The sequence below is a fragment of the Sphingobacterium lactis genome (assembly GCF_051951495.1).
Lineage (GTDB): Bacteria > Bacteroidota > Bacteroidia > Sphingobacteriales > Sphingobacteriaceae > Sphingobacterium > Sphingobacterium lactis_A.
The window spans coordinates 1,618,411-1,642,504 of sequence record NZ_JBNHAS010000001.1; the positions used below are offsets into that span (position 1 = coordinate 1,618,411).

Here is a 24,094-nt window from a genome sequence, read left to right on the forward strand (position 1 = left end):
CCTAAATACGGGATTCCTTGGCATAAATCTATAATGAAATTTACCTTAGTTATAAACAATTTTATCATCCGTATGGCGCTTTATTAGTAAAAAATGAATAAATTGGACAGCTATGATCATCAAACAACTTGATTTACCCAAACAATACCACCAGAGTTTTCAGGTGCGTAGGGATTATGCACCAAAACACCATCAGATTTGGCATTATCATGAGGAATTGGAGTTTGTGCATATCGTAGATGGTTCAGGAACACTGTTTATTGGTGATCGAATAAAGGCTATTCAGCCTGGTGAAACAGTATTAATACCTTCTCAAACCCCTCATTATTGGCTTTTTGACACCTTCCAAGACCAGGAGGAAGAAATGGAATCCATTAACTGCATTGTCTTACACTTCAAGAAGAATTTAGGAATTGAAAATCTGCTCGCTATGCCTGAATTGCAAGCAATAAAGCAATTAATTGATCAAGGTGACCGTGGATACTATATAAACAAAACCAATAGAAAACTCATCAAAAACCATTTTGAGCAAGTTTTAAATGCCAGCAATTTAGATAAACTCATTAGCTTATTTAAGCTATTGGAATGCATTCAGGATTCCCCAAAAGAAATGTTGACCTCAGAAAATTATGCGATGCTGCATCAATCAGAAGACCAACATCGGATGAACAACCTGATGGATTATATCCGAGAAAACTACAAACAACCAATTAAATTGGTTGATTTAGCCAGCTTAGCAGGATTAACCGAAAATTCCTTTTGCCGCTATTTCAAACAGAAAACTGGTAAAACGCCGGTTCAATTCATAACCGAACTTCGTGTTTCTCATGCCTGTACCCAACTCCGAAACAGCAAAATGACTCTTAAAGAGATTTGTTATGATAGTGGATTTAATAATTTCGTGAGCTTTCATAAAAATTTTAAGAGCATCCTAGGACTTACTCCCCTGCAATTCAGGCAACAATAGCTCAAAACCTATGCTATTGCACCATTAGCGATGTAGTTATTCATCTAACCTTAGTTAATTCAGCAAACGATTTTTCACAATAGTTGTTACTTTTGCAGAAAATTCACACTGAACTGCATGAACACGATTACGCGTTTCCTAAACCTTCATTTCGGAGAAGAAGCAAAAGATAAAGTATTAGAGAATGTGACATCCAGCATATCCTTTCGAGGTGCTAATGTTTGGATCCTAGCCTGTGCGATTGTTGTAGCTTCCGTAGGCTTGAATGTCAACTCTACCGCTGTAATTATTGGTGCCATGCTCATTTCTCCTCTTATGGGTCCTATTATCGGTGCTGGCTTTGCTTTAGGAACCTATGATTTCAACCTTTTAAAGAAATCCATAAAAAACTTAGGAATTGCAACGGTCGTGAGTTTATTTGTTTCCTTTTTATACTTCCTTTTAAGCCCATTTAAGGAAGCGCAATCCGAATTGCTTGCTCGTACCGCCCCAAACATCTACGATGTCCTCATCGCCTTCTTTGGCGGCTTAGCAGGCGTGATAGCTTTGACGAGGGTAGAAAAAGGAAATCCAATACCCGGAGTAGCCATTGCCACCGCATTAATGCCTCCACTTTGTACAGCTGGTTACGGATTAGCCATCGGTAACTTCAGTTATTTTGGCGGAGCCTTGTACCTGTACATCATCAACTGTTTCTTTATCTGCATTTCCACCTTCTTAATCGTCAAATTACTCAAATACCCTAAGGTTAAATTTGTAGACGACCAGAAAGAAAAGAGAATAACACGTATCATCAGTACCTTGATCATTGTGATCTTAATTCCAAGCTTTTACCTGGCTTATGCCCTTCTTCAAGAAAAGAAATACAGTCAACAGGTTAATGAGTTTATCCAATCCGAATTTAACAACAAGGGTTATACGCTGATTTACGAAAGGACCTATTTCAACAACCGTCCAAAGATGATTGAATTAGCATTCCTTGACAAACGATTCTCCCCTAATGAGTTACAAGAATTAAACAGCAAACTGGAAAACTACGGATTACAGGGCACCACGTTAAAAATCAGACAAGATAGCACTGACCTCAAGAAGGATATCCTAGCTGAGATCAATCAACAATCGAAGAACGTATCGGAGAAAGATGTCATTATCCAAAATCTACGCAAGGAATTACAATCCTATAATTTCGATGACAAGGAATTACTGAAAGAAATCAATATCCTTTTCCCAAAATTAGCACCATATTCGATCGGAAAACAATTGGTGATTATCAGACCAGACAGCAGTTTCTATCAAAATACCTTAACGTATCAAGGTAAAACCGAGATAAGCAATGATGATCTGAATAAACTCAAAGCTTGGCTTCAAGCTAAATTTCATACAGAAAGCTTTCAAATCATCAAAGCAGATTAGTATTTAAGGGAAATAAAAGAAAATCCTTAGATACTAAGATCCCACTATTTAGTAGATCGACCTATTGGCGGGTTAGATTAATAACCCTATTAACGGTCGAAGCATGCTTCGACCCTACGGCTATGGAGTATTAGAATAATAAAATCACGATTGTTTGTAGGGGCGATGCATGCATCGTCCGCATCCAGATAAATCCATTAGACACAATCAAAAACCTCATAAAATAGGGCAAGAGACTTTAAAAGTTTGTTGCCTTTATTGCATAGTTTGAAGATCCTCCATCGACGATGGAGGATGACGAGGCCTTGTGTGGGGGAAGAAAGACTCTTCGCTTCGCTCTGAGTTGTAAGTTGCATTATTTTTAACCGCTCATAGGTCTGTGAGCGGGTTAGATGTATGAACGTATTAACGGTCGAAGCATGCTTCGACCCTACGGCTATGGAGGATTGGAATAATAAAATCACGATTGTTTGTAGGGGCGATACATGCATCGCCCGCATATAGCACGAATTAAAAAACCTTTAATAGTATGAAGTTTGTTCGGCAAGCCTCTCAATGACGAGACCTCAAGGTGATAGGGAGTGAGACTCTTCGCTTCGCTCTGAGTTGGAAGTTGCATTATTTTTAACCGCTCATAGGTCTAATTACTCAATACTATCTACTGCCCGCAGGGCTCAGACTCTTCGCTTCGCTCTGAGTTGGAAATGACATTACTGTTAGCTCACAAAATGTCTAAAATCTGGTGTCTTTTGTCTGTAATCTCATCGTCTTTCCTAAGGGTTTGCTAGGAGTTTGCTAGGGGTTGGATTCGAGACTCCTACGGATCTCCTTCGGAACTTGTTCGGATCTCCTTCGGATCTCGTTCGGTTCCGACCGAACGAGATCCGAAGGAGATCCCTATCAGATCCAAGGAAATTCCTTGAGAGTCTCGAATCCATATCCTGTCAATATCATACTTATACCTAAGTATTCCCGAATAGAATTGAACCCTAGTTCCAGAAAAAACAGCGCGTTCGTCACATTTAACAAATTTTAAGGCAATCAGAATAGCTTATTCAGTAATTTGGGTCTATCAAACACCTATATTATGAACCACCTATTCGTAAAAACCAAATTAATTCTACTAATAAGCTTTTGCATTTGTTTTTGCACAACAAGTCAAGCACAGGAGGTACAGCGAATTTTAGATCGGGCGGAACAAGCTATGCTTAAGCAAACTGAGCTTTACATAAAATCCACCTTGTATCTGCATTATGAATCTGAAGAAATGTATGATACCATTTCGAATCAGCTCTATTTATCTTTTCCCAACAAAAAAGACTACAGGTATATTCTATATCAGGGTGAGGGTAAAAACAGTCGATTTATCTATAATGGTTCCGAAAATTTCTTTTTGGATTTGGCAGACAGCACGATTCAGGTGGCAAAACATCCTAAAGAGGAGGATATATATTCCAACACGACATTCAACATATCCTATGTTACCTGGAGATTGGGATTAAACAGCTTCAAGAGCAATAAGGATATTGATAAAAAGATTAGCCAAGAGAGTTTAAATGGAAAAAAAGTATATAAAGTCGAACTAAATATTGGGCAAAATTTCTTGAGCAAAACGGGGGTATTAAATCCCATGAAGATAAAAGCGGAGAACCTATTGATTGTGTACTTAGATCAAAAAACCTTATTACCCTTAGAGCTAATCAGTCAGCGCGTAGGTTCTAAAGATTTTGTCAAAACGAAAATCGAATACCTACCCTTGAAGGGTAAACAACCTCATGAAACGAGCTGGTTCACCTCCAGTTATAGCGAGTTTAAGCCTTATAAGAAAATCTCGTTGGCTCAATTGGCATTAAACCAGGAGGCTCCTTCTTGGAGCATGAGCCTGGCAAATCAGCATGGTAGCAGATCTTTGGCGGAGTATAAAGGGAAATACCTTATCCTGGAATTTTATATAAAAAATTGTGGGTACTGTATTGAAGGTGTGAAGAAACTGAATACTTTACAAGAAAAACTAGCTGGAAAGAACGTTGCTATATTGGGTGTCAATTCCCAAGATAGCGAGGCAGACTTGCATTCTTTTATCAGAACACAAAAACCAGCCTATGATATTGTATGGGACAAGGATGGTTCTGTGAGCAAGGCTTATGGTGTAGATGGAGTCCCCCATGTTTTCATTTTAGACCAAGTGGGAAAGGTAATTTACAATGGTGGATTAGATCAAGATAAAATATGGTCAGTATTGGAAGGAAAGATCTAAAAATGATAGACAACTGAATTAATTGGCATTTTTAGATTAAATAGAATTTCTGCAATCAAGTTGAAAGTTTTCCTTAAGCTGGAATATTGGACAAAAACAAAGGGTTAAGTTTGATTTACTTAACCCTTTTCTATTAATTCCTAAAAATAGCTATAAGATATGAAATAGGAGATTGCTGCGCTGTTAGATAGAACAGGTTATCAAGTATAGCTACCTATAACTCAAAACTACGCGAAGAGCCTATCTTATATTCCTCTAGGACCACTATTCATATACTTTATTGGATTTCAAAGAGAAATACCCGATAGCACCTGCCAATAAAGAAGTAATCAAAATGGAAAGTTTCGCTTCAGACACATGCAATGGATCTCCGAATGATAAAATGGCGATGAAAATAGACATGGTAAAACCAATTCCGGCCAGTAAACCAACCCCAATAATATGTCTCCAAGTACTACCTTCCGGCAAACTACTCAGCTTTAGCTTGGTACAGATGAAGGAAGTTAAAAGGATTCCTACTGGTTTTCCTAATAATAATCCCAAGCTAATACCTAATCCTAGAGAGTTAGTTAAGCCACTTAACATCTCTTTTTCCAAGGTTATATTCGTGTTGGCGAAAGCAAACATTGGAATAATCAAAAGATTGACAGGCTTGGTAAGAGCATGCTCTAAGCGCTCCAATGGAGATTCCACATCCGTATCATTTGTTGGGATACACATAGCCACCAACACCCCTGCTATAGTTGCATGAATACCTGAATGGTGCACAAAGTACCACACAAAAACACCTGGAATTAAATATAGGTAAGGATTCAATATGTTCATACGGTTCATGATAATCAAAGCTACCATACCAATACCCGCATACATCAAGTAGAACATTTCAATACCTGAGGAATAGAAAAAGGCGATAACCAAAATGGCGATTAAGTCATCTACAATAGCCAATGCCGCTAAAAAGATTTTTAAACTGCTAGGAATTCGATTTCCCAATAAATTGATCACTGCTAAGGCAAATGCAATATCCGTAGCCATTGGAATTCCCCATCCACTAGCGGTTTCAGTACCAGCATTGAAGGATAGGTAAATTAATGCAGGAACTACCGCACCACCAATAGCACATAAAATAGGTAAGGAAGCCTTTTTAGGTGAGGATAATTCTCCTTCTACCACTTCCCTTTTGATTTCCAATCCTACTAACAGAAAGAACACGGCCATTAATCCATCATTAATCCACAACAATACGGGATAACGTAGATGAACAGATTCATTTTCAAATCCTAATTGTATGTCCAATAAGTTTTGTAAAGCTGGTGCTAAAGGCGAATTCGCTATGATCATCGATAAGATGACACATAGGAATAGCATGATACCACCCGCATTGCTCGATTGAAAAAAATCTTTAAAAGCATTTAGATTAATAAGTTTGTTCATATATAGCTGTTTATTGTTTTGTACAGTTAGGTGAATAAAAATACCCCAAAAAGGAACTTCCACACCAGTGAACGAACCTTTACTTTAGGCAAAAACCATAAATTTTATTGATAGTTCAACAATAAAATCTTGTTAAAACCATGAATTTCGGCTAAAATATAGAATAGTTCTTAGACAGCTCAGAATTATTGCATAGATAATATCTATAATTAATTCAATCTATTATTTTCGTTTTGACAGAAATAAAAATGTGCGCCTTAAGGTTTTTGGAAAACCTCTTTTGGAAAATATAAGTCAATGTGAGGGGAAGGGAGTTTCTTTATATAGATTGGTTTATTAAGTGAAAGTAAAATCTAAAGGATTTGACTTATAAAAATTGTTGATGCAAATCCTTTAGATTTTCTAAGGTGGATAGGAAGGCTATCCTATCCGATTAATAAAAACGACATTGTCTATTTTTCTTCTTTAGGTTTGGTGTTGGTTTTCCCTTTCCAAGGGTTTCTAGGTCTCTTTTTACCATACGAGCCCATGATAATTTTTCCTTTGCGTGTTTTTTTATCTCCTTTTCCCATAATTCTTACTGTTTGATAAAATGTGATTAAAAAATACTTAAATAGACATCTAATCTACTAAAAATGAGTTAAAAAGAAAAATACCGGATTAAATGTCACCTGAAAAATACTTTCGGAATAGGTTAAAAAAAAAGCAGGCTGAATATGTAATATTCAGCCTGCCAATACCCCGGATAGTGCTTATTAGCCTCTACTGTTATAGTTAGGAGCTTCTTTCGTAATTTGTATATTATGTGGGTGAGATTCTCGAAGACCTGCACCTGTAATACGAACGAATTTAGCTTCTTGTAATTTTTCAATAGTTGCTGCTCCACAATAGCCCATCGAAGCACGTAATCCACCAATGTATTGATAAACTACCTCTGCCAATGTTCCTTTATAAGGCACACGACCTACGATTCCTTCTGGAACTAACTTTTTGATATCGTCTTCCACATCTTGGAAATAACGGTCTTTAGATCCTTTTTCCATCGCTTCTACAGAGCCCATACCACGGTAAGACTTGAATTTTCTTCCTTCTAAAAGAATGGTTTCACCTGGAGCTTCCTCTACACCTGCAAATAATGAACCTGCCATGATGGTGTGTGCACCAGCAGCGATTGCTTTCGCGATATCACCGGTTTGTTTGATACCACCATCAGCGATAAGCGGTACACCAGTACCTTTTAATGCTTTAGCGACTTCATAAACAGCATATAATTGAGGGACACCAACACCTGCAATGATACGGGTTGTACAGATAGAACCAGGACCGATACCAACTTTAACGGCATCTGCACCGGCATCAGCTAACATTTTAGCTGCATCACCTGTTGCGATATTTCCAACAATAACCTGAAGATCTGGATATTGTGCTTTTACTTCTTTTAATTTATTGATTACACCTAAGCTATGTCCGTGTGCTGTATCAATTGTGATTACATCAACACCTGCTTTCACTAAAGCATCAACACGCTCGATGGTATCGTGGGTAACACCTACTGCTGCCCCAACTAATAAACGGCCATGTTCATCTTTAGCTGCATTTGGATAATGCTTATATTTTTGAATGTCTTTGAAAGTAATTAGACCTTTCAATAAACCATTGGTATCTACCACTGGTAATTTTTCGATCTTATGGTTTTGAAGAATCTCTTCTGCTTTGATTAGATCCGTACCTTCAGGAGCAACTACTAAGTTTGTTTTAGTCATTAATTCACTGATAGGGCGAGCCATATCCTTTTGGAAACGAAGATCTCTATTGGTCACGATGCCCACAAGTTTGTTTTCCAGGTTTATCACTGGAATACCACCGATCTTATGTTCACGCATGATTTGGAAAGCATCACCTACAGTTGCTGTTTCTAATAAAGTCACTGGATCTTGGATCATTCCACTCTCCGAGCGCTTGACTTTACGAACCTCAGCAGCTTGTTCAACAATGCTCATATTCTTATGTAACATCCCAATACCCCCTGCTTGAGCGATAGCGATCGCTAAATCAGCACCGGTTACTGTGTCCATTGCTGCGGACACCAAAGGGATATTTAATTTGATTTTTTTTGTCAGATAGGTACTCGTATCAACGTCTCTTGGCAGAATTTCAGAATAAGCTGGAATTAATAAGACGTCGTCATATGTGAGGCCTTCTTGTACGAATTTTTGTGGATCTAATTGCATAGCAAATAATAATGGGGTTTCCTATTTGCAGGGCAAAGTTACGATTTTCATTGATTTCAGCAAAATAAATAAACGTCTGAAACGAATTAAATGACAATTAAATTAAATACAACGGATTTTGGCAGACTATTTGCAAGGGAAGACGTGAAAGGACCTAACTAATGTTAATTATTGACCTGGTTGGGTTTATGGAAAACAATAAATTAATTCACATGAAAAAATTATTTTTACCTCTAATTGCAGTAGCAGCTTTAACATTTGCTACTTCTGAAGCTCAAGCGCAAACTCCTTACAAATCAGCTCTTGGTATCGTATTCGACGGATATGACGGTTCTAACGTAGGTATCCAATACAAAACTGCATTAACAAACGTTTCTGCATTACAGTTACAAGCAGCATTCCGTAATCACTGGGTATCTTTCGGTGCTGACTGGCAATACGAAAAAGCTATCCCTGGTGCGGATGGTTTAGCATGGTATGCTGGTGTTGGTGCTCAAGTAGGTATCTGGTCTTACAAAGGAGAGTCTAGCACAGGATTCGGTCTCCGTCCGCAAGTAGGTTTAGAATACAAAATCCCTACTATTCCTATCGCTATGCACTTAGACTACAAACCTTATTTAGGTTTAAATAACGATACTGGCTTTGATGGTGGTGGTTTCACTTTCGGTGTGAAATTCGTGCTTAAATAAGTCAAGAATTTATTTTCAATCAAAAAGGCTTCAATATATTGAAGCCTTTTTTTGTGCTTTATCACTTCTGATAATCACGACATAAACTGTAGTAAACACAGCACAAAACAGCATACACATAGTAGTCAATGCCTTTTTTAGGTCAGAATAATTTGTAATATTTTTGTTATTGTGGGGAAAAGGATAGAACTTTACGGCAAACATGATTTTTAAAACAACAACAATTAACCAAGTTAGTAATCGCAACCTAAATGGTCTTGATTGGAATCAAGATTCTATACGTCTGTCGAGTAAGTAAGCTCTTCTTTCAGCATTTTTGTAGCACTATCTCTTTAATTGTCGTTGAACTTACTGTCTATGGAGCGAAAGAAAGTCCTATATTTTATGCCAGACAACCCTATGAAGGGTCATGCTGGCAATATTTCCAGGTGTAAACAATTATTAGCCTTCTTCAGTGAGCAGGATGAACAATTTGATACCGACTTTGTGTCTGAAAGGATATGGGGAAATTGGGACGATAAATCCGAAATAGACTTTAAAAACAAGTACCCTAAACTTGGATTAAAGATCATCAACCGAAAATTCAAAAGAGATGATTTTTTCAAGTACCTTTTTGTATATAAACTTCCAAACCTATTTGTAAAGCCCTTCGAGCAAAACCGAGTGGATTTGACCTCCGTTATTATGCGGAAAGAATTTAAGAAAGTACTGCAAGAAACGAAATACGATATCATCATCATTAGTTACGCTCAATGGGGTAAATTGGTGGATTACCTACCATACGCTGCCCGTACCATTATTGATACGCATGATTTTATTAGCTTATTAAAAGTTGATGATTTAAAAAGCAGTAGCAAAGCGTCTAAAAATTTAAAATCGGAAATCAGTATCCTCAAAAAGTTCCAAAGTATTTGGACCTTCTCCATTGAGGAGAAATATATATTTGGGCAGTTTTGTCAAAGAAAGGTGGATTTGATTCCTATTGGGTACAAACTCGATGACATCAGCAGTCATCCGCAAGATCCATTGTATGATATCATTTATGTAGCAAGCGAAAACCCGCATAATATAAAAGGGATAAAATGGTTTACTGAAAATGTACTACCGAAGTTACCGCCAATGAAAATTGCGGTTATAGGTAAAATTGCCAATTACGTTACAGAACACCCTAGCATCCATAAGTTGGGCTTTGTTGATGACTTAGATGCCGCATATCGAAATTCTAAGATTTCCATTTGCCCGATGCTGAGTGGAACGGGCATTAAGATTAAGGTATTGGAATCCCTATCAATGGGCCTTCCGGTAGTTACCAACTCATATGGTGTTACCGGCCTGGTTAACAAGATCAATAGTGGCTGCTTGGTAACTGATGATTCAGATAGATTTGCAAATTACATTGTGGACTTATTAAATAACCCAGCATACCGCAATGAAGTAGCCAAACAAGGGCAAGAATTGATGCAGAGTTTTTATAATCTGGAATTAGAAAAGAAAGTCTTATTATATTCGCTGTTGGAACCAGCACAATAGTTATATGAGAGTCGTTTTTGAGACCGAAAGAATGAAATATAGCCATACCGGCTTATATTTTTACTGCTTAAACTTGGGGAATGCCTTATTAAATAGCAAACCTCAGGATATGCAGCTATCTTTCTATCATAACGAACGTGCAGAATTGGTTTTTGGAGATGACAAGAAATACATCAAGCAAAAATCAATTGATAAATTCCTGAAACCATCTTGGAAGGGATATGATCTATATCATGCCAATTACCAACTCTCCCCCTATCTTCCTAAAAAAGGAAAAACCAAGGTTGTTTTAACCATTCATGACCTCAACTTTATTGCCGAGGGTAAAACGCCTGCAAAGATTAAGAAATACCTGGGCAAGGTTCAGGCTAATATTGACCGTGCTAATGCTGTAGTAGCCATCTCTAACTTTGTCAAAGAAGATGTGGAAAAACATTGTAAGTTAGGCGATAAAAAAATTGAGGTTATCTATAATGGGAGCAATATTGACCCTGACAAGATAAACCTAGCATCACAGGAATCACCCATAGATGGGCCATTTCTATTTAGTATTGGCACCATAGCTGCGAAAAAGAATTTTCATGTATTGCCTTATTTGTTGGTCAACAACAATTATAAGTTGGTCATCAGTGGAATCATCCAAGAAGAGGATTATTACCAAAAAATAAAGTCCATAGCAAAGTCATTGGGATTAGAAGACCGAGTTATATTAACTGGTCCAGTTTCGGAAGAGGAGAAATACAGTTACTTGAAGCATTGCTCCTTATTTGTATTTCCTTCCTTGGCTGAGGGATTTGGACTACCTGTTATTGAGGCCATGAGTTTTGGTAAGAAGGTCTTATTATCGACCTATACCAGTTTACCTGAAATTGGTGGTAAAGAGGCCTTCTATTTGGAGTCGATGGATGTGGAGTATTTACAGGATTTTGCTACAAATAAGCTTGAAAAAATCATTCAAGGAGAAGATCGTTCGGACGACATAAAAGCTTGGGCAGGACAATTCTCCTGGGAGACTGCCGCTAAAGCCTATTGGGATCTTTATCAATCCCTATTAAGACCTTAAAAGGAATCAAAGGAACAAGAAAATTACAATCTTCATTGGAAGAGGAGCTGAAATAACCTATTCATTTCCTTTTTTCTATGTTATATTTGGGAGTTCGGTGGAGGTGAAATTATGTATAACAAAATTTTCGAGATTAAGTTTGCTTAATTATTTTCATTATGCATTTTTTTTATACCTTTGCGATTCTTGGTAAATATTATTAAGCTTAAAAAAAGAACATAAAAAACCATAATTTATTACGATTAGACAATGAGTAAAGGGCTGATTAAATTTTTGGTGATAGTGGTTTCCCTAGCGTGCCTCTACTCCTTATCATTCACTTTTGTAACACGAAAAGTTGAAAAAGATGCCGCAAACTATGCCAAAGGAGACATGGTAAAGGAAAAGGCGTATTTGGATTCCATCGCTAGTGAAGTGGTGTATAATATAGGTATTGCAAAATTCACCTATCGCGAAGCAAAAGCAAATGAGCTTGCTCTTGGTCTGGATTTGAAAGGTGGTATGAACGTGACCATGGAGATTTCCTTGGACGAGTTAATTACCAACTTGGCAAACAAACCAAAAGACGCAAACTTCAATAAGGCTTTAGAGACTGCTATTGCAAAAAGCAAAACGACTAACACATCGTTGATTGAATTATTCTTAAATGAATACAAAGCTACTGGTGCTACTACGCCTATTGCAACATTCTTCGCTACGAAGGATAATGCAGGTGCAATTCAAGCTGGAAGTTCAGAAGGTGAAGTTCGTAGTTTCTTAAACAGAGAAGCTGACAACGCGATCCAGAACTCCTACAAAGTATTGCGTACGCGTATTGACAAATTCGGTGTAGCTTCTCCTAATATCCAAATCCAACAAGGAACTAACCGTATCTTAATCGAGTTACCTGGTGTAAACGATCAAGAGCGTGTTCGTAAGTTGCTTCAAGGATCGGCTAAGTTGGAATTCTATGAGACATTCAGAAATGAGCAAGCTTATGGTATTCTTGACAACATCAACAATACTTTAGCATCAGCACTTAAATCGGACAAAAAAGCTCCTGCAACAGTAGCGACAACTGATTCAACTGCAACTGCTGCTGCTGACACGACTAAAAAAGAAGATAACCTATTAGCAAAACTAGGTGCAAATAAAAATGCTGCTGACTCCAATGCTGCTGCAAATGCAGGATTAGAGGCTGGTAACCCATTATTCTCTGTTTTGAACCCTAATGTTGGACAAGGTCCATCAGGTCAAATGGAATTAGCACCTGGTGCAATTGTAGGCTATGCAAGCTTAAAAGATACAGCAAAGGTTAATGCTTACTTAGCACGTCCTGAAGTGAAAGGTATTATCCCTGGAAACATGCGTCTATTATGGGCTGTTAAACCGGAGAGCTTTTCTAAAACTGCTGATATCTTAGCTTTATATGCTATCAAAACTACAGGTGCTGAGAATGGTCCAACCATGACTGGTGATGTTATTACCGATGCTCGTGATGGATTCAGCCAACAAAATAAACCTATCGTTTCCATGTCGATGAACGCTGAAGGTGCTCGTCAATGGCAACGTGTAACGGGTCAGGCTGCTCAAGGTAAATACTCGATCGCTATCGTTTTGGATGGTGTAGTTTACTCTGCTCCTGGTGTAGAAAAAGAAATCGCAGGTGGTAATTCAGAAATCTCAGGAAACTTTACTATTGAAGATACTAAAGACTTAGCAAACGTATTGAAAGCTGGTCGTCTACCGACTACTGCAAAAATCGTTGAAGAGGCTATCGTAGGTCCATCATTAGGACAAGTAGCGATTGACTCGGGTGTAAACTCGGCTATCGTTGGTATCATCGTGGTAATGGCGTTCATGATTGCTTATTACAACCGTGCTGGTATTGCAGCTAACATCGCTGTAATCTTCAACGTATTCTTCTTGATGGGTGTACTTGCATCGTTAAATGCGGTATTAACCCTTCCGGGTATTGCGGGTATCGTATTGACCATGGGTACTGCCGTCGATGCAAACGTCTTGATCTATGAGCGTATGCGTGAAGAGAAGGCTCTTGGTAAATCCATGCGTCAAGTAGTATCAGATGGTTACAAACATGCAATGCCGTCTATCTTAGACTCGCAGATCACGACTTTCTTAGTAGGTTTAATCTTGTTCTTTACAGGATCAGGTCCTATCCAAGGATTTGCAACTACTTTAATGATCGGTATTATTACTTCATTATTCACTGCAATCTTCATCACTCGTTTAATTTTCGAATACATGTTGAAGCGTGAAATGAAAATCACAGTATCTTTCCCTTGGTCTGATCATACGATGAAAAATGCCAACTTCCAATTCGTTAAGAAAAGAAAAGTGGCTTACACCATCTCTTTAATCGCTGTAGTTATCTCTATTGCATCTATCGCAACAAAAGGATTCTCTTACGGTGTAGATTTCCAAGGTGGTCGTACTTATACTGTTCGCTTTGATGAGCAAGTAAAAGCTGAAGACATTCGTGAGAACTTAAATAATGTATTTGGTACTACAACAGAGGTTAAGACTTTTGGTAGTGAAAACCAATTACGCATCACGACTTCTTACCATATTGAGGAGACTTCGGATGCTGCAGATAAAGAAGTATTAGCAAAATTAAACGAAGGCTTAAGCAAAGCTCAAGTTTCTAAATACGAGATCTTATCGCAACAAAAAGTAGGACCTACAATTGCAAGTGATATTAGAGACCGTGCGATCTATGCTTCTATCCTATCGATCATTGTAATCGCTGGATATATCTTAGTTCGTTTCCACAAATGGCAATATTCTGCTGGTGCTGCGATCGCGACTATTCACGATGCGATTATCTTGTTAGGTTTATTCTCTATGTTGGATGGAATCGTTCCTTTCTCATTAGATATTGACCAACACTTTGTAGCAGCAATCTTAACAGTATTGGGTTACTCGGTGAACGATACGGTTGTTGTATTTGACCGTCTTCGTGAGTACTTGAAGAAACCAAATGCACATAAAGAAGAGATTGGTACAACGATTAACAATGCGATTAACTCGACATTGAGCCGTACGGTGATCACTTCATTAACTGTAATCTTCGTACTTGCCGTATTATTTATATTCGGTGGTGAAGTTATCCGTGGTTTCTCCTTCGCTATCCTAATTGGTATCGTTGTAGCAACCTACTCATCTATCTTCTTAGCAGCTCCTGCTATCTTCGACTTAAGTCGTGGAAAACACTTAGCATCTTCAGCTAAGGAAGAAGAGAAAAAACAAGTTAAAGTTGTCACTCCATAATCTGGATTAACAAATATTGAAAGCCCCAAAGGAAATCCTTTGGGGCTTTTTGTTGTTTATCTGCTAAGAATGGAAATTTGAAGGTGTTTTGATGTTTTATTTATGTCAGATTCCTGAATATTATCCTTGCTAAATCTTGGCCTAACCTAATTTTTTAGTAGTTTTGATTCTTAATCATTAAACATGAGAACAAAGTTTGTCCTACCTTTATTGAGTATTTCCTTAGGCTTATTTGCCGTTGGATGTAACAATCAACCGAAACAAGCAGAGACGCCTACTACCCAGGAGCAAGCGGGTCATGAAGGTCATGATCACAGTGCACATGCTGGTCAACCGCATCAGGAAGCCCCTACTGCTGCTACTGCTCCTCCGACAGTTAAAGCTGCTAATTTATCGATTCCGGAATTCACCTTCTTCAAGGTTAATTCGGGTTTACCATTTTCCAAATCAGATATCAAAGCTGGCCAGAATACCGTATTTATTCTATTCGATCCTTCATGTGGTCACTGTCAAAATGAAACTCGTGAATTAGCTAAAAATTACGACAAGGTTAAAGGGGTGAACATCTATTATGTATCGATGAATGACCCGGCTTTAATGGCTAGTTTCTTACAGACTTTCGGTAAGGAATTAGAAGGAAAACCAAATGTGGAGATGCTTTACGACAAGAATCAAGAGTTCGTACAACGCATACATATTCCAGCGCAATTCCCAGCAAACTATGTTTATGGCCCTGATGGTGCTTTAAAGAAATACTGGGAAGGCGAAAAAGCAATAAGCGAAGTAATATCAGATTTTAATCTATAATGAGAATTGCCATCAATGGGTTTGGACGTATCGGGCGTAATACCCTCAGAAATATCCTAATTAGGAACATCGATAATATCGAGGTTGTAGCGATTAATGACTTAGCGGATGCCGCGACATTAGCGCATTTATTCAAATACGATTCGGTTCATGGTCCTTTAAACCGTGAGGTTAAGCACGATCAGAATCACCTATTCATTGATGGCAAATCTATTGAGATATTAAATAAGCGCGACCCACAGGAACTGCCTTGGAGAGACTTGGACATTGATGTAGTGGTGGAATCGACAGGTTTGTTTGTGAAAGCTGAATTAGCTAATAAGCACATTCTAGCGGGAGCCAAACAGGTCATCATCTCCGCTCCTTCTCCAGACAAAGAGATTCCTACGGTTGTATTGGGTATTAATGATGCAGATTTTGATTGGAATACTCAAATCTTTTCCAATGCATCTTGTACCACGAATAACGTGGCTCCATTGATTAAAATCTTGGATGAAAACTGGCAAATCGTGGATGGCTATATCACCACTGTTCACTCCATGACTGGTGACCAAAATCTTCATGATGCGCCACACCGCGACCTAAGACGTTCCAGAGCTGCTTCAGCTTCCATCATCCCAACGACAACCGGAGCTGCCAAAGCCATTACCAATGTTTTTAAACATTTGGATGGAAAGCTTGGGGGTGCTGGTATTCGTGTACCGGTTTTAAATGGATCATTGACCGACTTTACTTGTAATTTGCAGAAAGAAACCAGCGTCGAGGAAATCAATCAGAAATTCAAGGAAGCCGCTGAAGGTTCGCTTAAAAATGTATTGTTTTATACCGAAGATCCAATCGTATCAGTTGATATTATCAACAATCCTTATTCTTGTGTATTTGATGCGCAATTGACCAGTATTGTTGGGGGATTGGTGAAAGTTGTAGGTTGGTATGATAATGAATTTGGTTATTCTAACCGTTTGGTTGATATCTTGCAAATACTAGCTAATAAATGATCCGATTCATAAAAACAGCTGATACCCTACCTATTCGGAGTTCCGTTTTACAGAACGGTAAAGACGAACAGCTATGCATTAATCCTGAGGATGATAAAGCTGATAGTTTTCACCTCGGGTATTATGATGAATCTGGAAAGCTATGTGCGGTATTGACCATACATCAGACGAATCATCCTAAGTTACCTCATACCGGTTATCGCTTAAGAGGCATGGCAACTATCCCTGAAGCAAGAAGAAAAGGCTATGCTAAGGAGCTTTTGAATGCGGCCATAGAGCACCTCAAAACACAATTACATGCGGATTATTTATGGATGATTGCTCGAGAAGTAGCTTATCCTTTCTATGAAGAAATGGGCTTTGAATACTTCTCCGATGAATATGAAATTCCAGGTATTGGCAAGCATACTGAAATGTACATGCCATTCTATGGCTAAAGTATTTATTTGACTTTCCTATAATTCCCCTACTACACCCAATCCGAATAAAGCAAAGTCATATTTAACGGGATCAAGCGGATCTAACGATCGGAGGTTTTCTGTTAATTCAACTGCGGATTTCCAATTTACTTTATCTGATTGCATTAATCCGAATTTCTTGGCTACACGCTCAACATGCACGTCGCAAGGGCAAATTAAATCCTTTGCATCTATGTTCTTCCATATCCCAAAGTCTACACCAGCATTATCTTTTCTAACCATCCAGCGAAGAAACATATTTAATCGCTTACAGCTTGATTTCTGAGCTGGTGAACTCACATGCTTACGCGTCCGCAAAGGAAAATCAGGCAAGGAGAAAAAATAAGTTTTAAAGTGATTTAAGGCTATTTCTACTTGAAAAGGTTCTCCTAGCTGACTTCCTTGTAGAAATGCATCCTCAAGGCTCGAGAAGCGCGTATAATGTTGTTTGAAGAAGGCAATGAAATATAACAGGTCTGTATCGTTAAAAGTTCGATGTTTAAATCCCAATAATGATTTTAAATCTTGATCTTGATGATGAAGAATAAAATCATGGGGCGCATGATCCATGCGTTCGATCAATTCATTACATTTATTAATTATGGTCTTTCTTTGGCCCCAAGCTAAAATGCTAGCAAAGAAACCCATAATCTCAATATCCTCTTGTTTGCTGAATTGATGAGGAATGGAAATGGGATCATTTGGAATGAAATCAGGTTGATTGAATTCCAAGACTTTTTTGTCTAAGAAATCCTTTAATGATAAGTCCATAGGTACAAAAATATAAAAAAGCAGCTCTAAGGCTGCTTTTTTATATTTTATTCGTTGATAGCTTTCCAGATCATATCTTTCAGCTGTTGTATATTCTTTCCGGTGACAGAGGATATAAAGAGATAAGGAATTCCTTTTGGCACTTGAAGCGCCATTTCTCTTTCAAGTTCCTCATCCAACATATCGGATTTACTAATGGCTAATAACCTCGGCTTATCCAATAATTCGGGATTATAAGCAGTCAATTCGTTAAATAGGATATCGTATTCCTCAGCGATCGTGCGATCGGTATCTGCGGGAACCATAAATAATAAAACCGAATTACGTTCGATGTGACGTAGGAAACGATGCCCTAAACCTTTACCTTCCGAAGCACCTTCTATAATACCTGGTATATCAGCCATAACGAAAGATTTATTATCTCGATAGGCAACAATACCTAGGTTAGGAACTATTGTTGTAAAAGGATAGTCAGCGATTTCTGGTTTTGCTGCCGAAACAACCGAAAGTAGCGTTGATTTACCCGCATTAGGGAAACCCACTAAACCTACATCAGCAAGGACTTTCAGTTCAAGAATAATCCATTGTTCTTTACCCGGCATACCCGGCTGAGCATGACGAGGAGTTTGAACAGTTGACGACTTAAAATGCCAGTTACCTAAACCACCGCGACCACCCGGAGTAAGAATTGTGGTTTGACCATCACGTGTAATCTCAAAAAGCACTTCTCCAGTTTCTGCATCTTTAGCCACCGTACCTAGTGGTACTTCTAGGATCTCATCCTTACCAGTTGCTCCAGTTTTAAGTGTAGAACCACCTGGCAGGCCATTCTCCGCAATAATGTGTTTGCGATACTTCAAGTGCAATAAAGTCCAGTGCTGTGTTGATCCTCTCAACATGATATGCCCACCACGGCCACCATCACCACCATCAGGTCCACCCTTAGCGGTGAACTTGTCTCGGTGTAAATGGGCAGATCCTGATCCACCATGCCCCGAGCGGCAGCATACCTTTACATAATCTACAAAATTTGACCCCTGAGCCATAAATCCTCTCCCAGTAAAATGTTTTTATTATTAATAACGATCGATGATCGATGAAAGTTCCCCAAAGATAGCTTGGATATCTCCAATACCGTTTACTTTGGTTAAATTACCTTTAGCTTCGTAGTAAGGTAGTACATGAACTGTTTTACCAAAATACTCCTCAATACGTCTCTTTAACTTGTCGGCAGCATCATCTGCACGACCCGAAATTTCCTGACGTTTAGCAATACGTTGAGTTAACTCTTGTTCATTAACATCTAATGCAATAACACCTGAAATAGGCATATTCTTAGATTCCATAAACTTGTCTAAAGCCTCCGCTTGTGCAACGGTACGTGGAAAACCATCAAAAATAAATCCTTTAACATCAGGATTATTGTTGATCTCTTCCTCGATCATTGCAATAGTGATAGAATCTGGTACCAGATTTCCATCAGCAATGATTTGACTTACTTGTTTACCTAATTCAGTTTGATCCTTTATATGAGCACGAAACATGTCGCCTGTTGAGATATGATGTAAGTCATATTTTTCAATTAATTTAGCGGACTGAGTTCCTTTTCCTGCTCCTGGAGGCCCGAATAATACAAGGTTTAGCATAATGATGTTATTTATTGTTGATCATAAAAAACAAAAGCCTAATCCGATGACGAATTAGGCTCATTCTAAGTGCGCTCAAAGGGAGTCGAACCCCTAACCTTCTGATTCGTAGTCAGATGCTCTATCCAGTTAAGCTATGAGCGCGTCAACCTCCACTTCACGTCATCTGACCGTTCCGTTTTGGTGATGCAAATATAAGGAAATATTAATCTTGACCAAACTTTTTTTTAATATTTATATAACATAGGAAAGAGCAATATATCGCATAGAATGCTTACAGTGATGAAAAGCTGGCAGTAACTTTGTTATAGTATTCGTGAAAAAATGATGAGTTTAAATAAAGAAAGTGCGCTCAAAGGGAGTCGAACCCCTAACCTTCTGATTCGTAGTCAGATGCTCTATCCAGTTAAGCTATGAGCGCATTTCTACAGGACTAATTGTCCGTTGAAGTGCTGCAAATATCGCTGTTTTTTTATATTTTCCAAATCGTTTTTTCGTTTTTTAAGCATTTTCAAACTATATTAACCCTATTCTGTTGATACCTATATATTTAATTTTATGGCTGAACGTATAATAAAAAGCAACAAGATCCGAATTGGCGACATTAGTATCGCCTACCATATTAAAAAAGCGAGCGAAAAAAGGGATCAAACGATTATTTTCCTACATGGCTTCCCTTTCAATAAAAACATGTGGAAGGAACAATTGGAAAGTTTAGAAGATAATATTACCGGAATTGCAGTTGATATCCGCGGAATGGGAAATAGCACCAAAGGCCACGGCTTCTTCTCCATCGATGTATTTGCTAAAGACCTTGGTGCATTTATGCGCAAAATGGAAATTGACAAAGCAGTTATCTGTGGTGTATCCATGGGTGGATACATTGCCTTGCGTGCTTACCAATTATTTCCAGAAAAAATTAGCGGGTTAATTCTTTCCGATACCCATAGTAAAGCAGACGATGATGCAGGTAAGCAGAAACGTTTTGATGGCATTCAAGCCGTATTAAATCACGGTAGAAGACCTTATGCTATCGGTTTTGTATCTAATGTATTCGGTGCTAAAGCCATAGAAGAAAGACCGGAAGCCATTGAGCTAATCAAAAGTAGTATTCGTAGAAACAGCGTATCGGCAATCTGTGCTACGCTATTGGCTTTAGCAGCAAGAACAGATACTACTGAGGTTTTGGATAAAATCACTGTTCCTACTATCTTGATTCGAGGAAAAGAAGATAAAATCACTCCTGCAGAATTAATGGAGGAAATGGCCAATAGTATTAAAGGTGCTAAATACTATGAATTTGAAGAATGTGGACATCTCCCGAATATGGAAGATCCAGAAAAATTCAATTTACATATGAATAGTATGTTGCAAAATATTGCGGAATAAGCTTATTTAACTAGGCTTTGCTCCCGCTCAGCTTTCTTTTTAGTCGAAATATTGGGTATGGTCTTATTTGTATACTCCACTCCTTTTTCGATTAAAAAGGAAGCTTTATCATAATCCCAAATACCTCCAATATTATGTGGAATATCGATCAGAAAATCTGGTTTATACAGTTCTACACTTAATTTAGAAAGTCTTCGGCGCATCATCAGATAAGCTTCTTGCAATAACCCTATGGAATTCATCTTGCTTTCAAACGGTAGTGGCCCATATTTAGCATCTGGTTTACCATCTAAATTGACAGCAATAACGATGTTTCTGCGCTTACGTTTAACATAGTTAATTGGAAGTGGATTTATCACTCCTCCATCCACCAAATTCCATTCATCTGATTCAATACTTGTAAAAACACCAGGAATAGCTATAGAAGCCCGAATAGCTTGGTAAACACTCCCCTTATCAAAGATCATCTCACGCTCATTCTTCAAATCCGTTGCAATAGCTCTAAACGGAATGCGCATGTCTTCAATATCTCGGTCAGGAAAGATTTCCTTTAATGATTCAAATACACGAACTCCTTTCAAAAGACCGAACTTAGGATTTGTAAAATCCATTAGCTTAAAAACAGAGCGTTTTGTAAAACTACGCATCCAATCTTCCAATTCTGTCAATTTTCCCTCCACATATGCTGCTCCAATTAATGAACCTATGGAGCAACCTACAATCTCATCTATTTCATATCCTTTCTCTTCTAAACAACGTATAATACCAATCTGGACTAAGCCTCTTGCACCACCGCTCCCTAAGACCAATGATACCTTGCGTTTACTTTTCAAGAAGTTCATATTTAAAGGTAAAACAATTTTCCGTTCTATTAAAATGTCATCTTTTTGTTTGTTTTTTATTAAAAGTTTGAACAATTATCTATCATTGTTACTTTTGCTAACACTGTTAACTAATTAAGTATGGGCGTATCAGAAAGAAAGCAAAGACAACATGAGGAATTGAGGAATCAAATCATCGAATGTTCTCGTGAAATCGTTGAAGAAGAGGGATGGGTGAACCTTTCAATTCGCAAAATAGCAGATGCTATTGAATATTCTGTTCCTGTAATTTATAAGCATTTTGAGAATAAGGAAGCTATCACAGCTTACTTTGTGCAAGAGGGTTTTCAAAATTTACTTAATGAGGTTTTGGCACATATTGACCCCAATTCTAGCATTGAGGATAGATTTCAGCAATTAGGTTTGGGATATTATCATTTTGCTGGAAAATTCCCTAAACATTATGAAGTAATGTTTGGATTGGGAATCCCTACTTGCGAATCAGCAAGAAATGTAGAGTCTATCAATCAATTATCAGGGATTTTTAGCTCTATGATTAAAGAATTAAGCCTTAAGAATCCTAAAAAGGAAATTGACCAATGTTTGAAATATCGCACACTATGGTCTCTTTTACATGGAGTCGTTGCATTTGAATTATTAGCACTGCCGGGTGTTAATCCGGTATGCTCAGCCAAGGCATTAGAAGATGTAGTAGACGGCTATGTCAAATCCATTTTATTTTAACACATTTTTTTCACATATAATATAACATCCGTAACACATGAGTTTAATAGAAGACTTACAATGGCGATATGCCACTAAAAAGATGAGTGGCCGTGCAGTAGATCAGGAAAAAGTAGATCAAATCGTAGAAGCAGCACGCCTAGCTCCTACTTCTTCTGGATTACATCCTTTTAAAATCATTGAAATTTCCAATTCTGAATTAAAAAAGAAAATTCAACCTATAGCGTTCAATCAATCACAAATTGTGGATAGCTCGCATCTTTTAGTATTTGCAGCATACGATGAATATACGAAAGAACGTGTCGATGCACCTTTCAAACAACAAGAAATCGAACGTGGCTTACCTGCAGGATTTGCAGACGATTATAAGAATGGATTGTTTGCTAAACTTCAAACACAATCAAAAGATCAGCATTTTGAGCATGCTGCTCGTCAAGCCTATATAGGTTTTGGTTTAGCTATAGCAGCTGCTGCAGAGCTTAAGGTTGATGCTACTCCTATGGAAGGTTTTATCAATCAGCAACTGGATGAATTGCTGGAGTTAGAAAAACTAGGCCTACGTTCAGTTACCATTCTAGCTTTAGGTTATCGCGATGAAGAAAACGATTGGTTATTGAATCTTAAAAAAGTTCGTGTTCAAAAAGAAGATTTTGTGATTAATTACAACTAGTTTGTAAGACACAAATTCAAAAATATAGATCAAGTCAAATTAATTAAAAGACTACAGAAAGGATATGCCTAACTGTAGTCTTTTTTTTGTTTAACATTTCTAATAAGAATGAAATAGCCACTGCACTTAAGAACATTTATTCTAGCAATTTCAAATGATTGCTGTCCCCCAATTTATATTAACATTACTAATAGTGAAGACCATTTTTATTGTTTTAACTATTACAAATGAGCTCTAAAAACCAAATATCAAAAAAGTTACATGCTATTTGGAATTATAAAATTATACAGTACTTTTACAATAAATCATACATAACACCAATTTGATTTATTTACATCTACCATGAAAAACCTCGAATCCCTAACCTTTAATCTTTCGGATCAAGACTACGATTGGCTCTGCAGGTTAAAAAACAACGATACTAAGGCCTTCTCAGAGATCTATTTCACTTATTGGGAAAATTTCCATGACTATTGTTTAAGGTATCTTAAAAATGAAAATTTGGTGAAGGATGTATTGCATGATGTCTTTTTAGAATTCTGGAAAATCAGGGGTAAACTAGAAATAAAGTATTCTATTAAAGCATATCTTGCTGTATGTATCAAAAACAAATGTATTTTTGTATTGAAGCAAATGCGGAGATTTGAGTTCCTCGAGATAGAAGATTATGATTTCCAATCTGTTGAACATGACCAATTTTCTGTACGAGACATTGAAAGTCAACTAAACTATGTTCTTACAGAAAAAATAACCAACAAGAGTAGAACCATATTCGAATTAAATCGAAACGAGGACCTTTCCTATAAGGAGATTGCATATCGGTTAAACCTGAGTGTCAAATCGGTGGAATACCACATGTCAAAAGTTTTAACCATATTAAGAAAATCAATTTTAACATTAATAACCTGCATGTTATTCTTTTGAGAAAGAATACTA

Annotated in this window: 21 protein-coding genes and 2 tRNA genes; 14 read left to right on the forward strand and 9 right to left on the reverse strand. The window is 37.7% G+C overall.

The features are described 5' to 3' along the window. The first annotated feature begins 112 nt into the window (after positions 1–112). The 3 genes from ACP6L2_RS06935 to ACP6L2_RS06945 all read left to right on the forward strand — a co-directional run bounded on the left by ACP6L2_RS06935 (position 113) and on the right by ACP6L2_RS06945 (position 4,637). Positions 113–967: an AraC family transcriptional regulator gene (locus ACP6L2_RS06935; protein WP_440508536.1), complete on the forward strand. Its 855-nt coding sequence runs from the start codon at positions 113–115 to the stop codon at positions 965–967. 117 nt (positions 968–1,084) lie between these two features. After that, the gene (locus ACP6L2_RS06940) at positions 1,085–2,380 is read left to right on the forward strand and encodes a DUF389 domain-containing protein (protein WP_440508537.1); all 1,296 of its coding nucleotides are present in this window, start codon (positions 1,085–1,087) and stop codon (positions 2,378–2,380) included. A gap of 1,204 nt (positions 2,381–3,584) precedes the next feature. Continuing rightward, entirely contained in the window at positions 3,585–4,637 is a 1,053-nt protein-coding gene (locus ACP6L2_RS06945; protein ID WP_440508538.1) for a peroxiredoxin family protein, read from the forward strand. A gap of 264 nt (positions 4,638–4,901) precedes the next feature. Here the strand turns inward: ACP6L2_RS06945 and nhaA are convergent, their stop codons facing one another. The 3 genes from nhaA to guaB form a co-directional block, all read right to left on the reverse strand. Beyond that, positions 4,902–6,071 (reverse strand): Na+/H+ antiporter NhaA, encoded by a 1,170-nt coding sequence (gene nhaA, locus ACP6L2_RS06950; RefSeq protein ID WP_440508539.1) that lies wholly within the window; start codon positions 6,069–6,071, stop codon positions 4,902–4,904. Positions 6,072–6,523: 452 nt separating this feature from the next. Then, complete coding sequence (locus tag ACP6L2_RS06955) at positions 6,524–6,643, reverse strand: 30S ribosomal protein THX (protein WP_440508540.1); 120 nt, start codon at positions 6,641–6,643, stop codon at positions 6,524–6,526. A gap of 183 nt (positions 6,644–6,826) precedes the next feature. Beyond that, entirely contained in the window at positions 6,827–8,302 is a 1,476-nt protein-coding gene (guaB, locus tag ACP6L2_RS06960) for an IMP dehydrogenase (RefSeq protein WP_440508541.1), read from the reverse strand. A gap of 212 nt (positions 8,303–8,514) precedes the next feature. Between guaB and ACP6L2_RS06965 the strand changes: the two genes are divergently transcribed. From ACP6L2_RS06965 to ACP6L2_RS06995, 7 genes are all read left to right on the forward strand, one after another. Further along, positions 8,515–8,991 carry a hypothetical protein gene (locus ACP6L2_RS06965; RefSeq protein ID WP_440508542.1) on the forward strand — a complete coding sequence of 159 codons (477 nt, stop codon included), beginning with the start codon at positions 8,515–8,517 and terminating at the stop codon, positions 8,989–8,991. A 357-nt stretch (positions 8,992–9,348) separates the two neighbouring features. Next, the gene (locus ACP6L2_RS06970) at positions 9,349–10,521 is read left to right on the forward strand and encodes a glycosyltransferase (RefSeq protein WP_440508543.1); all 1,173 of its coding nucleotides are present in this window, start codon (positions 9,349–9,351) and stop codon (positions 10,519–10,521) included. A gap of 4 nt (positions 10,522–10,525) precedes the next feature. Then, on the forward strand, positions 10,526–11,584 hold the full coding sequence (locus ACP6L2_RS06975; protein WP_440508544.1) for a glycosyltransferase family 4 protein: 1,059 nt from the start codon (positions 10,526–10,528) through the stop codon (positions 11,582–11,584). A gap of 249 nt (positions 11,585–11,833) precedes the next feature. Beyond that, positions 11,834–14,854, forward strand: coding sequence for a protein translocase subunit SecDF (gene secDF / locus ACP6L2_RS06980; protein ID WP_440508545.1), 3,021 nt, complete (start codon positions 11,834–11,836; stop codon positions 14,852–14,854). 183 nt (positions 14,855–15,037) lie between these two features. Beyond that, positions 15,038–15,661 (forward strand): peroxiredoxin family protein, encoded by a 624-nt coding sequence (locus ACP6L2_RS06985; protein ID WP_440508546.1) that lies wholly within the window; start codon positions 15,038–15,040, stop codon positions 15,659–15,661. After that, positions 15,661–16,659, forward strand: a complete 999-nt coding sequence (gene gap / locus ACP6L2_RS06990) for a type I glyceraldehyde-3-phosphate dehydrogenase (RefSeq protein WP_440508547.1) — start codon at positions 15,661–15,663, stop codon at positions 16,657–16,659. Before ACP6L2_RS06985 ends, gap begins: the two co-directional genes overlap by 1 nt. After that, positions 16,656–17,096 carry a GNAT family N-acetyltransferase gene (locus ACP6L2_RS06995; protein ID WP_440508548.1) on the forward strand — a complete coding sequence of 147 codons (441 nt, stop codon included), beginning with the start codon at positions 16,656–16,658 and terminating at the stop codon, positions 17,094–17,096. Before gap ends, ACP6L2_RS06995 begins: the two co-directional genes overlap by 4 nt. A gap of 18 nt (positions 17,097–17,114) precedes the next feature. Here the strand turns inward: ACP6L2_RS06995 and ACP6L2_RS07000 are convergent, their stop codons facing one another. The 5 genes from ACP6L2_RS07000 to ACP6L2_RS07020 all read right to left on the reverse strand — a co-directional run bounded on the left by ACP6L2_RS07000 (position 17,115) and on the right by ACP6L2_RS07020 (position 19,955). Further along, complete coding sequence (locus ACP6L2_RS07000) at positions 17,115–17,888, reverse strand: TIGR02757 family protein (protein ID WP_440508549.1); 774 nt, start codon at positions 17,886–17,888, stop codon at positions 17,115–17,117. 47 nt (positions 17,889–17,935) lie between these two features. Next, positions 17,936–18,934: a GTPase ObgE gene (gene obgE, locus ACP6L2_RS07005; RefSeq protein ID WP_440508550.1), complete on the reverse strand. Its 999-nt coding sequence runs from the start codon at positions 18,932–18,934 to the stop codon at positions 17,936–17,938. A 30-nt stretch (positions 18,935–18,964) separates the two neighbouring features. Further along, the gene (locus tag ACP6L2_RS07010; RefSeq protein WP_440508551.1) at positions 18,965–19,534 is read right to left on the reverse strand and encodes an adenylate kinase; all 570 of its coding nucleotides are present in this window, start codon (positions 19,532–19,534) and stop codon (positions 18,965–18,967) included. A gap of 70 nt (positions 19,535–19,604) precedes the next feature. Further along, positions 19,605–19,678, reverse strand: a tRNA-Arg gene (locus ACP6L2_RS07015). Positions 19,679–19,881: 203 nt separating this feature from the next. Then, a tRNA-Arg gene (locus tag ACP6L2_RS07020) sits at positions 19,882–19,955 on the reverse strand. 137 nt (positions 19,956–20,092) lie between these two features. Between ACP6L2_RS07020 and ACP6L2_RS07025 the strand changes: the two genes are divergently transcribed. Then, the gene (locus ACP6L2_RS07025) at positions 20,093–20,923 is read left to right on the forward strand and encodes an alpha/beta fold hydrolase (RefSeq protein WP_440508552.1); all 831 of its coding nucleotides are present in this window, start codon (positions 20,093–20,095) and stop codon (positions 20,921–20,923) included. Positions 20,924–20,925: 2 nt separating this feature from the next. Here ACP6L2_RS07025 and ACP6L2_RS07030 read toward each other — a convergent pair whose 3' ends face one another. Beyond that, a complete protein-coding gene (locus ACP6L2_RS07030; RefSeq protein ID WP_440508553.1) occupies positions 20,926–21,765 on the reverse strand; it encodes a patatin-like phospholipase family protein in 840 nt (279 codons plus the stop codon). Positions 21,766–21,885: 120 nt separating this feature from the next. Here ACP6L2_RS07030 and ACP6L2_RS07035 point away from each other — a divergent pair, with 120 nt between their 5' ends. The 3 genes from ACP6L2_RS07035 (at position 21,886) to ACP6L2_RS07045 (ending at position 24,082) form a co-directional block, all read left to right on the forward strand. After that, complete coding sequence (locus tag ACP6L2_RS07035) at positions 21,886–22,488, forward strand: TetR/AcrR family transcriptional regulator (RefSeq protein ID WP_440508554.1); 603 nt, start codon at positions 21,886–21,888, stop codon at positions 22,486–22,488. A gap of 37 nt (positions 22,489–22,525) precedes the next feature. Further along, positions 22,526–23,158: a nitroreductase family protein gene (locus ACP6L2_RS07040; protein ID WP_440508555.1), complete on the forward strand. Its 633-nt coding sequence runs from the start codon at positions 22,526–22,528 to the stop codon at positions 23,156–23,158. A gap of 342 nt (positions 23,159–23,500) precedes the next feature. After that, positions 23,501–24,082: a sigma-70 family RNA polymerase sigma factor gene (locus ACP6L2_RS07045; RefSeq protein WP_440508556.1), complete on the forward strand. Its 582-nt coding sequence runs from the start codon at positions 23,501–23,503 to the stop codon at positions 24,080–24,082. Positions 24,083–24,094 lie beyond the last annotated feature (12 nt).

What these genes read in the sequence shown, in the direction of transcription:
- ACP6L2_RS06935 (WP_440508536.1), top strand. Translation starts at nt 113, where the DNA reads ATGATCATCAAACAACTTGATTTACCCAAACAATACCACCAGAGTTTT.
- ACP6L2_RS06940 (WP_440508537.1), top strand. Translation starts at nt 1,085, where the DNA reads ATGAACACGATTACGCGTTTCCTAAACCTTCATTTCGGAGAAGAAGCA.
- ACP6L2_RS06945 (WP_440508538.1), top strand. Translation starts at nt 3,585, where the DNA reads ATGCTTAAGCAAACTGAGCTTTACATAAAATCCACCTTGTATCTGCAT.
- nhaA (WP_440508539.1), bottom strand. Translation starts at nt 6,071, where the DNA reads ATGAACAAACTTATTAATCTAAATGCTTTTAAAGATTTTTTTCAATCG.
- ACP6L2_RS06955 (WP_440508540.1), bottom strand. Translation starts at nt 6,643, where the DNA reads ATGGGAAAAGGAGATAAAAAAACACGCAAAGGAAAAATTATCATGGGC.
- guaB (WP_440508541.1), bottom strand. Translation starts at nt 8,302, where the DNA reads ATGCAATTAGATCCACAAAAATTCGTACAAGAAGGCCTCACATATGAC.
- ACP6L2_RS06965 (WP_440508542.1), top strand. Translation starts at nt 8,515, where the DNA reads ATGAAAAAATTATTTTTACCTCTAATTGCAGTAGCAGCTTTAACATTT.
- ACP6L2_RS06970 (WP_440508543.1), top strand. Translation starts at nt 9,349, where the DNA reads ATGGAGCGAAAGAAAGTCCTATATTTTATGCCAGACAACCCTATGAAG.
- ACP6L2_RS06975 (WP_440508544.1), top strand. Translation starts at nt 10,526, where the DNA reads ATGAGAGTCGTTTTTGAGACCGAAAGAATGAAATATAGCCATACCGGC.
- secDF (WP_440508545.1), top strand. Translation starts at nt 11,834, where the DNA reads ATGAGTAAAGGGCTGATTAAATTTTTGGTGATAGTGGTTTCCCTAGCG.
- ACP6L2_RS06985 (WP_440508546.1), top strand. Translation starts at nt 15,038, where the DNA reads ATGAGAACAAAGTTTGTCCTACCTTTATTGAGTATTTCCTTAGGCTTA.
- gap (WP_440508547.1), top strand. Translation starts at nt 15,661, where the DNA reads ATGAGAATTGCCATCAATGGGTTTGGACGTATCGGGCGTAATACCCTC.
- ACP6L2_RS06995 (WP_440508548.1), top strand. Translation starts at nt 16,656, where the DNA reads ATGATCCGATTCATAAAAACAGCTGATACCCTACCTATTCGGAGTTCC.
- ACP6L2_RS07000 (WP_440508549.1), bottom strand. Translation starts at nt 17,888, where the DNA reads ATGGACTTATCATTAAAGGATTTCTTAGACAAAAAAGTCTTGGAATTC.
- obgE (WP_440508550.1), bottom strand. Translation starts at nt 18,934, where the DNA reads ATGGCTCAGGGGTCAAATTTTGTAGATTATGTAAAGGTATGCTGCCGC.
- ACP6L2_RS07010 (WP_440508551.1), bottom strand. Translation starts at nt 19,534, where the DNA reads ATGCTAAACCTTGTATTATTCGGGCCTCCAGGAGCAGGAAAAGGAACT.
- ACP6L2_RS07025 (WP_440508552.1), top strand. Translation starts at nt 20,093, where the DNA reads ATGGCTGAACGTATAATAAAAAGCAACAAGATCCGAATTGGCGACATT.
- ACP6L2_RS07030 (WP_440508553.1), bottom strand. Translation starts at nt 21,765, where the DNA reads ATGAACTTCTTGAAAAGTAAACGCAAGGTATCATTGGTCTTAGGGAGC.
- ACP6L2_RS07035 (WP_440508554.1), top strand. Translation starts at nt 21,886, where the DNA reads ATGGGCGTATCAGAAAGAAAGCAAAGACAACATGAGGAATTGAGGAAT.
- ACP6L2_RS07040 (WP_440508555.1), top strand. Translation starts at nt 22,526, where the DNA reads ATGAGTTTAATAGAAGACTTACAATGGCGATATGCCACTAAAAAGATG.
- ACP6L2_RS07045 (WP_440508556.1), top strand. Translation starts at nt 23,501, where the DNA reads ATGAAAAACCTCGAATCCCTAACCTTTAATCTTTCGGATCAAGACTAC.